At 38.2% G+C, this 15,738-nt stretch carries 12 protein-coding genes; 6 read left to right on the plus strand and 6 right to left on the minus strand.

What is annotated here, in order from left to right; all coding sequences use genetic code 11:
• Positions 1-105 precede the first annotated feature (105 nt).
• Genes QT74_RS01160 through QT74_RS01185 form a run of 6 tightly spaced genes read right to left on the minus strand, consistent with a single transcriptional unit; the run spans position 106 to position 9,014 of the window.
• Positions 106-2,682 carry a DNA translocase FtsK gene (locus tag QT74_RS01160; protein WP_033763946.1) on the minus strand — a complete coding sequence of 859 codons (2,577 nt, stop codon included), beginning with the start codon at positions 2,680-2,682 and terminating at the stop codon, positions 106-108.
• Positions 2,679-5,015 (minus strand): ATP-dependent deoxyribonuclease AddB, encoded by a 2,337-nt coding sequence (addB, locus tag QT74_RS01165; protein WP_033763948.1) that lies wholly within the window; start codon positions 5,013-5,015, stop codon positions 2,679-2,681. The genes QT74_RS01160 and addB overlap by 4 nt, the downstream gene beginning before the upstream one ends.
• The gene (gene tkt / locus QT74_RS01170; protein ID WP_033763951.1) at positions 5,012-6,937 is read right to left on the minus strand and encodes a transketolase; all 1,926 of its coding nucleotides are present in this window, start codon (positions 6,935-6,937) and stop codon (positions 5,012-5,014) included. Before tkt ends, addB begins: the two co-directional genes overlap by 4 nt.
• Positions 6,938-6,983: 46 nt before the next feature.
• A complete protein-coding gene (locus QT74_RS01175; protein ID WP_033763953.1) occupies positions 6,984-7,826 on the minus strand; it encodes a bifunctional riboflavin kinase/FAD synthetase in 843 nt (280 codons plus the stop codon).
• Positions 7,792-8,499: a 23S rRNA (cytidine-2'-O)-methyltransferase TlyA gene (tlyA, locus tag QT74_RS01180; protein ID WP_033763955.1), complete on the minus strand. Its 708-nt coding sequence runs from the start codon at positions 8,497-8,499 to the stop codon at positions 7,792-7,794. Before tlyA ends, QT74_RS01175 begins: the two co-directional genes overlap by 35 nt.
• The gene (locus QT74_RS01185; protein ID WP_033763957.1) at positions 8,499-9,014 is read right to left on the minus strand and encodes a hypothetical protein; all 516 of its coding nucleotides are present in this window, start codon (positions 9,012-9,014) and stop codon (positions 8,499-8,501) included. The genes tlyA and QT74_RS01185 overlap by 1 nt, the downstream gene beginning before the upstream one ends.
• A gap of 66 nt (positions 9,015-9,080) precedes the next feature.
• On the opposite strand from QT74_RS01185, the gene pyrB reads away from it, so the two are divergent.
• The 6 genes from pyrB to QT74_RS01215 all read left to right on the plus strand — a co-directional run.
• Positions 9,081-10,004 carry an aspartate carbamoyltransferase gene (gene pyrB / locus QT74_RS01190; protein ID WP_033763958.1) on the plus strand — a complete coding sequence of 308 codons (924 nt, stop codon included), beginning with the start codon at positions 9,081-9,083 and terminating at the stop codon, positions 10,002-10,004.
• Between the two features lie 276 nt (positions 10,005-10,280).
• Positions 10,281-11,720 (plus strand): outer membrane beta-barrel protein HofB, encoded by a 1,440-nt coding sequence (hofB, locus tag QT74_RS01195; protein ID WP_033763960.1) that lies wholly within the window; start codon positions 10,281-10,283, stop codon positions 11,718-11,720.
• Positions 11,721-11,810: 90 nt separating this feature from the next.
• Positions 11,811-13,466 carry an ABC transporter ATP-binding protein gene (locus tag QT74_RS01200; protein ID WP_033763962.1) on the plus strand — a complete coding sequence of 552 codons (1,656 nt, stop codon included), beginning with the start codon at positions 11,811-11,813 and terminating at the stop codon, positions 13,464-13,466.
• Positions 13,460-14,083 carry a neuraminyllactose-binding hemagglutinin family protein gene (locus QT74_RS01205; RefSeq protein WP_033763965.1) on the plus strand — a complete coding sequence of 208 codons (624 nt, stop codon included), beginning with the start codon at positions 13,460-13,462 and terminating at the stop codon, positions 14,081-14,083. The genes QT74_RS01200 and QT74_RS01205 overlap by 7 nt, the downstream gene beginning before the upstream one ends.
• Before the next feature lie 3 nt (positions 14,084-14,086).
• On the plus strand, positions 14,087-14,656 hold the full coding sequence (locus QT74_RS01210; RefSeq protein ID WP_033763967.1) for a restriction endonuclease: 570 nt from the start codon (positions 14,087-14,089) through the stop codon (positions 14,654-14,656).
• A gap of 110 nt (positions 14,657-14,766) precedes the next feature.
• A partial coding sequence (locus QT74_RS01215; RefSeq protein ID WP_033763970.1) for an AAA family ATPase occupies positions 14,767-15,738 on the plus strand: 972 nt, incomplete at its 3' end.

The following is a 15,738-nucleotide window of genomic DNA, read 5'->3' on the forward strand; positions in this document are numbered from 1 at the left end:
ACAGGCATTTTTAAAATCAATCATAAAAAGCTTGCGAAAAGCAAGCGGTAACTTTTAAAAATTAAAAATAATGTTTTTATTGCCAATATCCAATGAAAACAAAGCCTAAAAGTTTTGCAAAATCTCTCTGTTGCCTTTGGCGTTTCTTGGGGATAAAAAGCCTTGAGCTTCTAATTCCTCAGTAATGGTAGCGGCTTGGTTGTAGCCGATTTTTAATTGGCGTTGTAAAAAACTCGTAGAAGTGATCTTTTTTTCTAAAATCACCGCTTTAGCCCTTTCTAAAATGTCATCGCCTTGATAGTTAGGGGTGTCTAAAGGCATACGCGATTCTTCTAGCAAGAAATCTTTATCATATTCCACTTCTTTTTGGGCTTTAATAAAATCCACGATTTTTTTGATTTCATCTTCAGTGGCAAAGGGGGCATGCAAGCGCACTAACCCGTTTGTTCCTGGGGGGGTAAAGAGCATATCGCCCCTTCCTAACAAGCTTTGCGCCCCATCAGTGTCTAAAATCACTTTAGAATCAATCTTAGTGCCTACCCTAAAACTCACCCTTGAAGGCAAGTTGGTTTTAATCAAGCCGGTTACGACATCCACGCTTGGGCGTTGGGTCGCTACAATGAGGTGCAAGCCGCTCGCTCGCCCCATTTGAGCGATTCTAGCGATAGGAATCTCCGCTTCTTTGCCTCCTGTCATCATTAAATCCGCTAATTCATCAATCACCACAATCAAATAGGGGAACGCTTCAACGCCATTGTTTTTAGCTTGTTCATTATAAGAATCAATGGTTTTAACCTTGTATTCGCTCATTAAAGAATACCGGCGTTCCATTTCTTTAGCCACGCTTTGTAAAGCCCCAATAGCTTTTTTAGGGTCGGTGATAATGGGCGTGAGCAAATGAGGGATGTCCGCATAAATGCTAAATTCTACCATTTTGGGATCGATCATCACTAATTTGAGTTGATCGGGGGGGTTTTTATAAAGTAAGGATAAAATCATCGCATTCACGCCCACGCTCTTACCGCTTCCTGTTGTGCCGGCAATGAGCAAGTGAGGGAGCTTTTTTAAATCCGTGATGAAAGGGTTACCCACAATGTCTTTGCCTAAAGCTAGAGTTAGAGGCGAGCTGGATTTTTGAAACAATTCGCTCTCTAGAATTTCTCTTAAATAAATAATCTGGCTTTGGCTGTTAGGGATTTCAATGCCAACGACATCTTTACCCCTGATAGGGGCTTGAATGCGGATGGATTCAGCGCATAAAGTCATCGCTAAATCATCGCTCAAGCCTAAAATGCGGCTCACCTTAACGCTAGGGGCTGGACGGAATTCAAAAGTGGTTACAATAGGGCCTGAATAAGTGCGGATAATATCGCCATCAATTTTAAAGGTGCGCAGTTTGCTCAATAGATCCTGGATTTTTTGATCAATCTCGTTTTCGTCTAAAGAAGTGTCCTTCAAACAAACCGCATTCAATAATTGCGTGGTGGGAAGCTCATAATCTTTGGGTTTTTCTACTTCGCCATAATCCAATCCGTCTAATATCTCTTTATTTTCGCTCAATTCTTTAACCATAACGGGTTTTTTAGCGCTTGTGGGGGTTAGTGGGCTAAAGCTTGGAGCGTTTTGTGTTTCTTTTTCTTCTTCTTTGAGATTTTCTTTTTCTTCTATATTTTCTTTTTGATTTTCTTTTTGTGGGTTTTCCTGTGGGCTTTCTTCTTTTATGGGGTGGTTGGGGGTTTTTTGGTTTTCTGTTTTGTTGTCATTTTCTGCGTTGGGCGCAGGTGCGGGCATGATGGGTGCTGATATAATAGGTTTGGGCGTGGTGGGCGTAAGAGTTTCTTGTTTAGGCGTGGGTTCTCTTTCTTTGGTTTCTTGTTTAGTTTCTTTTAAAGTGGGGTTAGTGGGGTTAGTCAAATCATTAAATCGGTTTTTTTTAGGGTAAATGGTGTAATGGGTAGGGGGGTGGGAGGAAATTTGGACTAAGCCTTCTTGTGGCTTTAAATCGTTTAAAGTCGTGTTATAGGGGGTAGGGATCGCTAGAAACGATTCTTCGTTAGGGGTGTTGTGGTTTTCATCAATAGGGTTTTCTTTGAGATTTTCTTTTTCCTTGTCGTTGTTGGTTTCTTTTTTTTGAATATCTGGTGGGGTGTTTTCAAAACCCTCTTTTTTTGGGCTAAAATTAGGGCTAAAGGCTTGTAAGCATTGTTGATAAATCTTTTTTAAAAGGTTTTGTGTTTTGTTCATATAAGGATAAAAAACGCTTTTAGGGGGCAGTTTGAATAAAATCAAATAAGAAATAATTACCATAAGCGTTATCAGTGCATAAAGCCCAAAGTCCCCTATAAAAGGGCGTAAAAACAAACGCGCGCTGTTGCCGATTTCCCCTTGATTCAACAGGCTAGATTGCAAAAAGAGCAAAGATAAAATGCCTAATAGATGCCCTAAAGTTTTTTCTAAAACGATTTCTGTAAAAGGGTTTTTAGTCTTGTATAAAAGGAATAAAACCCACGCTAAATAGGGTAAATTAATGAATGAAAGATACCCAAAATATTTTTTATTGAGTGCGGCAAACCACACCCCAAAACGCCCCACTAAACCGCTATTACCCAGCCATGAAGATAGGGTTAAAAACGCTAATAAAACCCCTATGATTAAAGCTAAATAAAGTTTTTTAGATTTCATCGGTTGCACATGTCTTTAAAAGAGCAGTATTCACAATCTTTAACCTCTAAAGTTTTTTCAAAATCAATTTCTTGCTTGAGTTTGGGGATAAGAGAAAATTCCAAATGATCCATTTTAGCCTGTAAAACAAGCTCGTCTTCTTCTAGCAACTCGCCCTTTCTCAAATCATAAAAAAAGGCTTTTATAGGCTCTTTGTAGCCTAAATTTTTAAGAGCAAACGCATAGATAGCCATTTGATAATCGGTGCTGATTTGAGCGATTTCTATGGGTCTTAAGCTTTTTCGTTGTTTTTCGCTCATATTGTCTAATTTCAAATCGTTTTTGAATTTGTAATCCAATAAAATAATTTCATTGTCAGCCGTTTTGTCAATCCTGTCTATGCGCCCTTTAAAAATAACGCCTTGAATAATCGTTTCAAAGCTTTTTTCAAGATCAAGGATTTTGATTTTTGTATTAAAGCGTTCTTTTTCTTTAAGGTAAAAAGCCTGGATTTTTTTGAGCGCTACAAGAGTGTCTAAACGCTCTTTAGGGGTAATGTTTTCTCTTGTTTCTAACAGCCAAATGAGCCTCTCTTCTAATGTATAGGGGTTTTTGTCTTTTTCATAAGCTTCTTTTAAAAGTTCATGGAGCAAACTGCCCACAGCACTATTACTTTCGTCTTTAGGGCTTTCTTTGAATCGCTTCATGTAGTGGTAGTAAAAACGGCGCTTGCAAGTTAAAAAAGCGTTTAATGAGCTAGCGCTAAAGCTAAAATCTTTAGGGATAGCGGCTTTGATTTCTTCTTCTTGGTAGTCTTTTAAAGGACTTGGTGCAAAAAGCGTGTAAGCGTCTTTGATAGGCTCTATATGCAAATTTAATTCCAAAAGCATGTTAGAGGCTTTTGAAGTTTCACTCTCTATATAAGAAAGTGCTATTTCTTTAGAGTTTTTAAAGAGCTGGTAGTAATAGTGTTTTTGCAAATTTTTCTTATCTAATAAAGTGGGGAGGTTGAGCGATTTTCTTAAAGCAGAGTTCAAAAACAAATCGCAATCTTTAAGGCTTGGCACGCAGGTTTCATTAAAATCCACAATAACGATTTTATCAAATTGCATGCCCCTTGTCTCTAAAGTGTCCATGACTCGTATTTTACCCCCACTAGAATCATCTAAACGGAAGTTAGCTTCAAATTCTTGCAAATACAAATGCAATAAATCCTTAAAACTATAGTTTTTAAGCGTGTCTTCTAAAAGATGGTACTGGTGCATGATTTGAGAGTGCGTTTCTTTTAATGATGCTTGTTCTTTAGAGCTTTGTTCTTCTAAAAGCGAGAGCGTGAGGTTTTCTAAATCCAATAACGCAGAAGCGCTCAAATTACCATCATTGTTTTCTGAATCTTCTAAGATTTTTACAAGCTCTGTATAATAAGAGCAATTTTTAGCCCCTAAACCCATAGCGAAATTCAAATTATTGTTTTTGTCTAAAAGCTTTAAAAAAGGCAAAAAATCCGCATTGGGCGTGATGATCGCCATTTTATTAGGATCGTTATCTTTTTGCAAATATTCTTCTATGGTTTGCAAAATTAAAGCGCTTTGTTTTAAATAACTAGAGTTTGCATAAAGCTTTGGCTCTATTTTTTGATTATTAGGGGTTTGAGAAAGGATCTTTTGGGTTTTAAAGTCAATGGAATAATCGCAATCTGTCTCTAATTTGAGGTTTAAAAATTCCAAAAATTTTTGGTTGTATTTATCGCAAGATAGGTGTAAAGTGATAGGCACTAACTCAGCGGCTTCTAGCAAGCATTGCCTTTCAAAAACACTCATAAAGCCGTCTAAATGCCATTCAATGGAGGAAAAATGACTAAAAAATTCCTTTAAAATAGCGGGCTTTTCTTGCATGATTTTGTCATAAAAGCCTAGTTTTTCTAGCTTTTTGATGTAGCGATCATAAATCATTTCTAAGATTTCTAAATGTTTTTCATAATCCAGGTAAATGTCTTTAGAAGAAAGTTCGTTGAGTTTGATGCAAGCAGAGCTTAATTCATCAAACAAATCAAATAAAAAAGAAGTGCTTTCCAAATACCCTAAAAAGCTGTTTTCAAAAAGCAAAAGCCCTTTAAGGATAGAGCCTTTTTCTTTAGCGATCGTTTTGATGGTGTCTATCATTAAAATTTGGCGCACGCTTTTAGGGATTTTCTTTTTATTAGGGATGTAAAAAGCCTGCTCAAAAAAACTCCCCATGCTCATCGCGTTAGGCAAAAACCCTTCGCCTTGCTCTAAATAGAAATGCTTTAAACGCCTAGTAGAGCTAAAAACAAACAAGGGGGTTTTTTCTAAAAAAAGTTTTTCTAAGTTCATGCGTTGAGCAACCTTTTAGCTTGAGCGGTGATGTTTTCAACGCTAAAGCCAAATTTTTCAAAGAGTTTATCGCCCTTTGCCGAACTCCCAAAAGAATCCATGCCAATGATTTTATCCGCAAAACGATACCACTCTATCGCGCGACTCGCTTCAATGACTAAAACTTTACCCTTAAAAAGTTCTTTAAGATAGCTTTCATCTTGCTCTATCAACAAATCAAAGCAAGGCGTGCTCACCACTTGAGTGGGGATATTTTCTCGCTCTAACATTTTAGCGCTCTCTAAAGCCAAAGACACTTCGCTCCCGCTCGCAACCAGCGTGATAATGGGATCTTTAGAATGGTGTTTAACATACGCCCCTTTTAAAACCTGCTCTTTAGAGACCTCATCAAGCACGGGTAAATTCTGGCGCGATAAAATAAAAGCGCTAGGAGCGTTCAAACTTAACGCTACTTGCATGCAAGCCGTATTTTCAAAAGCATCGCTGGGCCTGAAAGCATAGAAATTGGGCAAAGCGCGTAAATGGCTCAATTGCTCTATGGGTTGGTGCGTCGCCCCGTCTTCGCCCACGCCAATGCTGTCATGCGTGAAGATAAAAAGGGCTTTTAATTTCATTAAAGCGCTCAAACGAATGCTGGGCATTAAATAATCGCTAAACACAAAAAAGGTCGCGCAAAAAGGCACCAACAAGCCATAAGCCGCCAAAGCGTTAGTGATAGCCCCCATAGCATGCTCTCTGATCCCAAAATGCAAATTTTGCCCTAAAGGGAAATCGCCAGAATGTTTTAAATGCGTGTTATTAGAGGGGGCTAAATCCGCGCTTCCCCCTAAAAAGCCCTCGCATTCTTTAGCGATAGCGTTTAAAATCATGCCGTTACTCACTCTCGTGGCTAGAGATTCGCCTTTTTTAAAGGTAGGGTAATGGATGGTGTTAAAATCAAAATTCTTTAACGCATGGATTTTTTCTTTTATTTTAGGGCTTAAGGATTTTTCCCATAAGGCCTCTAAGCTAACGCCCCTAACTTTCACTTCTTCAAAATGCATTTTGTTTTTTGGACTAATGACAAAGCTTTCATTAGGATTGATTTGAGCGTTTTCTTTGGATTGTTTTAACACTTCTTTATTTAAAGGCGAGCCATGCGTTTTTTCACTCCCCTCTAAACCAATAGCCCCCTTACCAATAATCGTATGAGCGATTAAAAGCGTGGGTTTATGGGATTTTTTGGCTTCTTCTAAAGCGTTATGAATCGCTTGATAGTCATGCCCATCGCATTCTAGCACTTCCCAATTTTGCGCTAAAAAACGCGTTCTAACCTGTTCGCTAAAACTAATATTAATAGCGCCTTCAATGCTGATTTGGTTGCTGTCATAAATCACAATGAGATTATCAAGGCGAAGGTGCCCGGCTAAAGAAGCGCTCTCATAACTAATGCCTTCTTGCAAATCCCCATCCCCACACAAGCAATAGACTTTATGAGAAATGGCTTGTTTGTCTAAAAGGTTTTGAGCGTATTGGCTCGCCATGCTAAAGCCCACAGCGTTAGCAAAACCTTGCCCCAAAGGGCCTGTTGTGATTTCAATGCCTTCGGTGTGGTGCAATTCGGGGTGTCCTGGGGTTTTAGAGTGCAATTGCCTGAACTGCTTTAAATCTTCTAAGCTCAAATCAAAGCCCCACAAATGCAACAAGCTATAAGCTAACGCGCTCGCATGCCCTCCGCTAAAAACCAACCTGTCCCTATTGAGCCATTTAGGGTTAGTGGGGTTGAGATTGAGGTGCAAGCTTAAAACCACCATCACATCAGCTAATCCCAAGCACACGCCCGGATGCCCGCTATTAGCCTTATCTATCATGTCCGCGCATAAAAAACGAAGCGTGTTCGCCATGCTTTTTAATCGTTCCAAGTCAGCGTTACTCAATCGCATCAAATTTTTCCATTTTTAAGGTTTTTGAAAGCCATTTTAACACAAATTATCTCAAAATCTCTTTGGCTGTTAAGATGTCTTGTTGGATCTGATTTTTAAGCTCTTTTAACGAAGAAAAACGCATGTTGTCTCGTATTTTTTGAACCCAACGCAAAGCGATTTCTTTGGGTGGGTTTTCTATGATGGTATCAAGAACATGGCATTCTATGGCGAAATGTTGATCCGTGCTTAAGCGGTTGCCTATAAAACTCACGCTTTTTTGATAAATTGGATCTTTTATTTTCACTAAACTCGCATACACCCCAAAGCTAGGGAGGATAAAATCTTTAGTTTTGATATTTAAAGTAGGAACTAATTCTTTATGCCCTAAACCTTGATCGCTAATGACTTCCCCACACACTTCATAATATCGGCCTAAGAGCTTGTTAGCTAAAAGTAAGTCACCATGACTTAGGGCTAGTTTGATCATCTTAGAATGCACGCTAATGTTTTGGACTTTCACTTCAGGCACAATAATGGTTTTTTCAAAACGCTCTTTTAAAAATAAAGCGTCATTTTGTCTCCCATGCCCAAACCTGAAATCATAGCCTACGACTAGGCGTTCTAAGTTGGGGAATTTCTTTTTTAAAAGCTCTAAAAAATCTAGGGCGTTTAATTGTGAAATTTCTTCTAAATACACAAAAAATAAAGGCATGCCCACGAGTTTGGCGCGGTATTTTAGGGGGGTTAAATAGCCTTTAGTGTAATGCTTTTTTTCTATGATTAAAAGGGCTTTGGGATCTTTTAATTCCTTAAAAAGGGCTTGATGCCCTAAATGCAAGCCATCAAATTTACCGATAGCTAGGCTTTTAATCTCAGGTTCGCTTGAAATGGATAAAAAATTCAACATTCCCGTTTTTCCCTTTCACTAAGCTTTCTTGGATCGTTAAGATTTGAAAATCCTTTGTTTTTAAATGGTTTTTAAAGTTTTCTAAAGCGTTCAAAATGGCTTCTTTATCCATCACTACCCCCTTTTTATTGCGTTTTACTGCTTTGCCCACTTCAAATTGCGGTTTGAAAAGCGCTAAAAATTCACCGCTTAAAGGCAAAATCGCTTCTAAAATACAATATAGAGAAATAAAGCTCACATCGCAAAGCGCTAAATCAATTTTTTCTGGCGTTTTAAACCCTCTAATATCGCATTCTTCGTAACATTCTATGCGTTGGTCGTTTCTTAAACTTTCATCTAATTGCATTTTCCCCACATCCACGCAAAGCACCTTTTTAGCCCCTTTTAAAAGAGCCACTTGACTAAAGCCTCCCTTACTCGCTCCCACATCTAAAACAACCTTTTCTTTAAAATCTATAAAATGATCTTCTAAAAAAGCCCCTAATTTTTCCCCAGCCCTACTAACGAATAGATTGGGAGCGATGAGTTCAATTTGATCACTCTCTTTAACGATAAAAGAGGGTTTAGAAACCACTATTTTATTGACTAAAACCTGTTTTTTTAAAACCAACGCCTTAGCTTTTTCTCTGCTATTTGCTAAATGCTGGTTGAATAGGGCGTAATCTAAGCGCATTAAAATTGAGGCAAGGGGACTTGATAAGCGAAATTAAAAACAATTTTGCCTAAATTATAGGCATCAAGCTCTAATTTGGCTTCTTGTACCGCTAAATAATCCAATTTGTCAAAAGCGAGCAAAAAAGCTCGACTCCACCGGTTCGTGGTTTCTAAAATGCCATCAAATTCATCTTTTGTGATTTCTCGCACCCATAAAGGCTCTGAGCCTGTAGGTTTTGTGCCAAAAAGTTCATAAGAAATATAGCCATCATCTATCCAGTCGTTATTTTGCGTGAAAATCTCCACTAAAAAATACTCATGATCATAGTAAGTGCCGCTATCCACATCGTTTAAATGCGTAGCGATAGCCGTGATGATAGGCACATTATTTTGGGTGATTTCGCCTTTCCTGCTGGCTTGGATTTTTTTTTCTAACACTAAGTCTAGCGTGTAAGTGTCTTCATTAAAATTGCTCACACACCCTAAACAAAAGAATAAAGACACCAGAAGTGTTGAGAGATTTTTCAAGCCCATTCCTTGCTAAAACCCATGCCATTTTTAGCTAAAATAAAATCTGTATTATAACTAAAAGGGGGTTTTATGCCAAAAAAATGCCGACACTTGCTCCAAACCAGCGATTTAAGCCTAGATGAAATCAAGCTTTTATTGAACAAAGCGAGCGTTTATGCGAACGATTTTAACGCCGTATCTTTAGAAACGAAAGAAAAAATGCACAATAAAATCATCGTGGCTTTATTTTTTGAAAATTCCACTAGAACGGTGTCTAGCTTTGAAATCGCAAGCCTAAGGTTAGGGGCGAAAATGGTGAAATTAAACATGCAAACAAGCTCCACTTCAAAGGGTGAAACTTTAATAGACACTTTTAAAAATATCCATGCCATGCAGCCTGATGCTATCATCACACGGCATGCCTTTTCAAGCGCGCCTTTTAAATTGGTAGAATTTTCACAATGCCCTTTAATTAACGCAGGAAGCGGTGTGAGCGCTCATCCTACCCAAGCGTTATTAGATTTGCTCACCCTTTATCAGCATTTTGGCAGTTTAGAAAATCTAAAAGGGAAGAAAATCGCTTTCATAGGCGATGTGAAAAATTCCAGAGTGGCTAATAGTAACATTAAATTGCTCCAAAGGCTAGGGCTTGAGATCATGCTGTGTGCTCCAAGCTCCATGCTCCCTACCACTTCTTTAAAAACGACGCACAACATTGAAGAAGCGATAGCATTTGCAGACATTTTAATGAGTTTGAGAACCCAAACCGAACGGCACAACGCACCCATTTTTGCGAGCTTGAAAGATTACGGCAACGCTTATTGCATCACCCAACAACGCCTAGAGGCTCGTGCTAAAAATAAAGAGGTCATTATTTTACACCCAGGCCCGGTGCATAGGGATATTGATATAGAAAGCACGGTGTTAGAAGACAAGCGTTCTAAAGTCTTAGAGCAAGTCAAAAATGGCGTGGCAATGCGCATGGCGGTGTTGGAGTTTTTGCTATTAGATTGATTGTCAAACTTAAAAATGCTTTTTGGCATTTTTTAAAATCAATACGAGAACTTTTGTATTAAAAATGGGTTTGGTTGTAAAACGGCGTAAAAATCCCAATTTGATTAAGTTTTAATTTACTTTATCTCATTTTATGATGAAACTAAAAAAATTTCGTTATAATCTAAAATAGTTGAGTTAATTAAAAGTAAATAAATAGCTTGATTATGCTTCTTTGTTTTTAGATCAGTTAAGAATTGTAGTCTTTAAGATGTATTGGTTATTAAAAGGAAAAAAATGAAAAATAGCACGCCTTTAAAGAATCAAGTTTTTTGCGGGTTATATGTTTTAAGTTTAAGCGCTTCTTTGCAAGCGTTTGATTATAAAATTGAAGTTTCAGCGGAGTCCTTTTCTAAAGTTGGCTTTAATAAAAAAAAGATTGACATAGCTAGGGGGATTTATCCTACAGAGACTTTTGTAACCGCTGTAGGTCAGGGCAATATTTATGCGGATTTTTTATCCAAAGGCCTTAAAGATCAAGGGCATGTTTTAGAGGGAAAAGTCGGCGGCACGCTAGGAGGGGTCGCTTATGATAGCACGAAATTCAATCAAGGTGGATCGGTTATTTATAATTACATCGGTTATTGGGATGGCTATTTAGGGGGTAAAAGAGCCTTGCTTGATGGCACGAGTATCCATGAGTGCGCGCTTGGTTCTGATGGCAAGGTGATTGATTCTATAGCGTGCGGGAACGCTAGGGCTAATAAAATCCGCCGTAATTACTTGATGAATAACGCTTTTTTAGAATACCGCTATAAAGATATTTTTTTAGCTAAAGGGGGGCGTTATCAATCTAATGCTCCTTATATGAGCGGCTATACGCAAGGTTTTGAAATCAGCGCTAAAGTTAAGGATAAAAATGAGGGGAGTCATAAACTATGGTGGTTTAGCTCATGGGGTAGGGCGTTCGCTTATGGGGAGTGGATTTATGATTTTTACTCTCCAAGAACCGTGGTTAAAAACGGGCGCACTCTAAATTATGGTATCCATTTAGTGAATTACACTTATGAAAGAAAAGGAATTAGCGTCAGCCCTTTTTTCCAATTTTCGCCTGGGACTTATTATAGCCCTGGGGTGGTTGTAGGCTATGATAGTAACCCTAATTTTGATGGCGTGGGCTTTAGATCCGAAACAAAAGCTTATATTTTGCTCCCTGTCCATGCCCCTTTAAGAAGGGATACTTATCGTTACGCTGTGAAAGCTGGCACTGCTGGGCAAAGCTTGCTCATTAGGCAACGATTTGATTACAATGAATTTAATTTTGGGGGAGCGTTTTATAAAGTGTGGAAAAACGCAAACGCTTACATAGGCACGACAGGAAACCCTTTAGGCATTGATTTTTGGACCAATAGCGTTTATGATATAGGGCAAGCCTTAAGCCATGTGGTAACCGCTGATGCCGTCTCTGGTTGGGTTTTTGGTGGGGGCGTGCATAAAAAGTGGCTGTGGGGGACTTTATGGCGTTGGACTAGCGGCACTTTAGCCAATGAAGCGAGCGCGGCTGTTAATGTGGGCTATAAGATCAGTAAGAGTTTGACAGCGAGCGTGAAATTAGAATATTTGGGCGTGATGACGCATTCAGGCTTTACGGTAGGGAGTTACAGGCCCACGCCCGGCTCTAAAGCGCTTTATTCAGACAGAAGCCATTTGATGACAACTCTTAGCGCTAAATTCTAACCAATCGCTTTAAGCTGTTTATTAAAGCGTTAAAAATCCCTTAATAAAAACACTATAATACAAGTTTAATCAAATCCAAAGGTTAAGCATTTGAAACTCTTTTTCAAGCGTTATTCTAAATACCTTAAAGAGCATTATAAAAGTTTTATAGTGGTTTTATTTTCTTCTTTAGTGGTGGCTTTAAGCACGGCTTGGGGGACTTATTTAGTCAAGCCCACTTTAGATGAAATTTTTATCAATAAAGACACTCACATGCTCAAAATCTTGCCTTTTTTAGTGATTTTAGCGTATTTGGGCAAGAGTGGGGGCATGTATTTAGGCACTTATTTCACTAACTTTATTGGGCTTGATATTGTCAAAAAAATACGCAACACCATGTTAGAAAGCCTTCTCAAAATGGAAATGGATTTTTTTAACAGGACGAAAAAGGGCGAATTGATCGCAAGGATCACCAACGATATAGGTTTGATCAGAGCGAGTTTGTCTAATTACCTTTCAGAGAGCATAAGAGAAGGGCTAACGATTATTGGATTAGTGGGGGTGGTCATTTATCAAAGCCCTAAATTGGCGTTAGTGGGGCTAGTGATCATGCCATTAGCGGCCATTCCTATTAGTAAAATCATTCGTAAGGTTAAAAAACTCGCCAAATCCCACCAAGAGAGTAACGCCAAAATCACCGCTCGTTTGAGTGAGGTTTTTAACAATGTGGAAGCGATTAAAATCTCTAATGGCGAAAAGTTAGAGCATAAGGCTTTTGTGAAAGAAAATGAAGCGTTTTTTAAAATCGGTACCAAAAATATCGCTGTGGCTGAAATTTCTTCGCCTTTAATGGAGTTTTTAGGCTCAATCGCTATAGCGTTAGTGATTTATTTAGGGGGGAATGAAGTGATTAGGGGCCATATTAGCGTGGGGGCGTTTTTTTCTTTCATCACGGCCCTTTTTATGCTCTATACGCCGATCAAACGCCTAACTAGGATCGTTTCTAATTTTCAAGAAGCCTTAGTCGCTAGCGACAGGATCCATGAGATTTTAGAAAGAGAGCCGGTTATTGTTGATGGGGAATTGACGCTAGATAACGCCATACACACCATTGAATTTAAAAAGGTATGGCTGGCTTATGCACTAGACAATCAAGAGCGTTATGTTTTAAGCGATATTAGCTTGAAATTCCAACAAAATGAAATCATCGCTTTAAAAGGCGAAAGCGGGAGCGGTAAAAGCTCATTAGTGAATCTGATATTACGCCTTTATGAGCCAAGCCAGGGCGAAATTTTCATCAATGATCAAAAAATAGAGAGCATCACTCAAAAATCCTTGAGAGAAAAGATTAGCGTTGTCACTCAAAGGGTGTTTATTTTTAACGGGAGCGTGGCTGAAAATGTGGCGTATGGTTTAGAAATTGATGAGGTAAAAATCAAAGAATGCCTAAAAAAAGCTCAAGCCTTAGATTTTGTGGAAAAAATGCCTCATGGGATAGAGAGCGTGTTAGATGAATTTGGTGCTAATCTTAGCGGCGGCCAACGCCAAAGAATCGCCATTGCAAGAGCTTTGTATAAAGACGCTCAAGTTTTAATCTTTGATGAAGCCACTTCCGCTTTAGACAATCACACAGAAGAGAGCGTTAAACAAAGCATTTTAGAATTGAAACAAAACCGCTTGATCATTCTCATTTCGCACAACCCAAGCACGCTTAAATTAGCCACTAAGCATGTGAAATTAGAGCATGGGCGTTTGATAGAATGCTAAGGGTTTTAAGCGTTGGTGTTGCTTTTATTTTACTAGGGTGTCAGTTTTTCAACAAAACGACGCTCCATTTAAAATATAAAGATTACCCCAAAAACAGCGCTTTAAAAACCGCTTTCACTTTAACCCCCCCTAAAATCTTTTTTAACGCTCATTTTGTGCCACCCTTTTACCAAAAAGAATTTAAAAAAGCACTCACCCAACAAATCGCTTATTTTTTAAAAGATAAAAGCGCTTTCACTTTCAATGTTTCGGGCAATGTTTTTTTTTCTTTTGAAGAGAGTCCTAAGGATTTAAAAGCCATTAAAGAAAGGCTTAAAAAGACCATTGAGCCTAACGCTGACCCAAAATCTGTCATGCGGTTTTTAAACCTTCAAGCGAGCTTGATTTTAGAATGCGTCCCGCAAACCGCTTGCCCGTTTGACACCCTTTTGATTCCCACCGCTTTCAGCGTGCCTGTTTATTACGCTAATCGTTTGGGCGATAACCCCTCTCTTTTTTCCCAAGAGGACAAATCCTATCATAACGCTTTAATCAAGGCCCTTAATAAGGCTTACTATTCTCTTATGGAGGGTTTAGAAAAGCGTTTGAACGCTATAGAAAATGCAGAGTGGCTTTAAGGCATGAAAAAGATTTTATTTTTTATTTTTGTCATTTTGTTTTCGGTAGGGATTTATTTAGCTTGGCATGTTTTGTTGGAAAAAGCCCTAGAATTGAAATTAGCTGTCTCGGCTAATGATTTGCTTTTAAAATTGTTGGCAATTCTTGGCGTTTTTTCCATGTTAGTGCTTTTTCAAGGCGTTATTTCTTCGTATAAGAAGCGCCAACTCAAACGCATTTTGCAAAAAATAGACGCCATGAACGGCTTTGAATTTGAAGAATATTCTAAAATCTTTTTCACTTCAAAGGGTTTTGAAGTGAGCATCACTCAAAAAAGCGGCGATTATGGAGCGGATTTGATTGTAGAAAAAGATGGCGTCAAATGGGCGGTTCAAGCCAAACGCTACTCGCATAAAGTTTCGCCCAAAGCCATTCAGGAGGTGGTCTCTTCTAAAGCTTACTACGCTTGCGAAAAAGCTTGCGTGATCACCAACAGCTACTTCACGCAAGCCGCTCAAAAACTGGCTCAAGCTAACGAAGTGCTTTTGATTGATAGAGACGAATGGGTCAGGTTTTTGAACGAAAAGAGATGAACCGATTCCATCAGATCGTTTGTTCTCAAGTTCTTTTAAAATTTTGTCGTAATTGCATGCGCTATAATGCCAAAATTTAGCGTCAATTTTTGTTTGGATAAAGGGGTTCAATGATTCAGTCTGTTCGCATCAAAAATTTTAAGAATTTTAAGGACACTCAAATTGATGGTTTTACCAAACTCAACATTATTACTGGTGGGAACAATGTGGGTAAATCCAATTTGTTAGAGGCGTTGTATTATTTGGTAGGTAAATCCATGCACCCATGCACTAATGTATTAGAAATTTATGACAATATACGCAAAGAGCCTTTAACATCAGAATCAAAAAGCTTAATGTTTTATGGTTTAGGCACCGAGAAAAAAATACAAATCACCACAACTTTAGACAACAATCAAACCTTAGACTTACAAATAAAATTCATAGCCAATGAAAAACAAAAGGTAATAGAGTCGCAAATAATACCTACAGCAGAACAAACTCAAATGCCCTCTCAGCTTAATTTCACTCTTAAAAAAAATAATGAGGAAATTTATAACGATCACTTAAATATTGCTAAAATTCCTAATTTCCCACCAATTCCTAATCAGTCAGGCTACAACAGGCAATTTAAGAATTTTGAACCCAGTCAATTGCAAAAACTTTTACCCTTTGAAAGCGCTACCATAATACCTAGCGATGCTGCTTACAGGCAAGCTCATATGATTCAAGCGGTGAGTAAAATTTGCAGTAACAACCAATTAGAAGAAGAATTAAATAAACATCTTAATCAATTTGATAACAATATCCAATCTATTAGCTTTAACACCAACAACCAACTCAAATTAAAAGTGAGAAATGTCAAAGAAAAACTCCCACTATCTGCATTTGGCGATGGTTTGAAGAAATATTTGCACATTGTAAGTGCTTTTATGGCTGATAACGCAAAAACGATTTATATTGATGAAGTGGAGAATGGCTTGCATTTTTCTCGCATGAGATTATTGTTAAAAAATATTATTGATTTTATCAATAATAATAAAGATGGTAATTTGCAAGTGTTTATGACTACCCACAACCAAGAATTTATAGAAATTTTAGAT

This window comes from Helicobacter pylori SA213A (assembly GCF_000476275.1).
Classification (GTDB): domain Bacteria; phylum Campylobacterota; class Campylobacteria; order Campylobacterales; family Helicobacteraceae; genus Helicobacter; species Helicobacter pylori_CL.

Bases quoted from the DNA above. Each gene is read 5' to 3' on its own strand.
- hofB (WP_033763960.1), top strand. From the start codon at position 10,281: ATGAAAAATAGCACGCCTTTAAAGAATCAAGTTTTTTGCGGGTTATAT.
- QT74_RS01185 (WP_033763957.1), bottom strand. From the start codon at position 9,014: ATGGGCTTGAAAAATCTCTCAACACTTCTGGTGTCTTTATTCTTTTGT.
- addB (WP_033763948.1), bottom strand. From the start codon at position 5,015: ATGAACTTAGAAAAACTTTTTTTAGAAAAAACCCCCTTGTTTGTTTTT.
- tlyA (WP_033763955.1), bottom strand. From the start codon at position 8,499: ATGCGCTTAGATTACGCCCTATTCAACCAGCATTTAGCAAATAGCAGA.
- QT74_RS01210 (WP_033763967.1), top strand. From the start codon at position 14,087: ATGAAAAAGATTTTATTTTTTATTTTTGTCATTTTGTTTTCGGTAGGG.
- QT74_RS01175 (WP_033763953.1), bottom strand. From the start codon at position 7,826: ATGTTGAATTTTTTATCCATTTCAAGCGAACCTGAGATTAAAAGCCTA.
- tkt (WP_033763951.1), bottom strand. From the start codon at position 6,937: ATGCGATTGAGTAACGCTGACTTGGAACGATTAAAAAGCATGGCGAAC.
- pyrB (WP_033763958.1), top strand. From the start codon at position 9,081: ATGCCAAAAAAATGCCGACACTTGCTCCAAACCAGCGATTTAAGCCTA.
- QT74_RS01160 (WP_033763946.1), bottom strand. From the start codon at position 2,682: ATGAAATCTAAAAAACTTTATTTAGCTTTAATCATAGGGGTTTTATTA.
- QT74_RS01205 (WP_033763965.1), top strand. From the start codon at position 13,460: ATGCTAAGGGTTTTAAGCGTTGGTGTTGCTTTTATTTTACTAGGGTGT.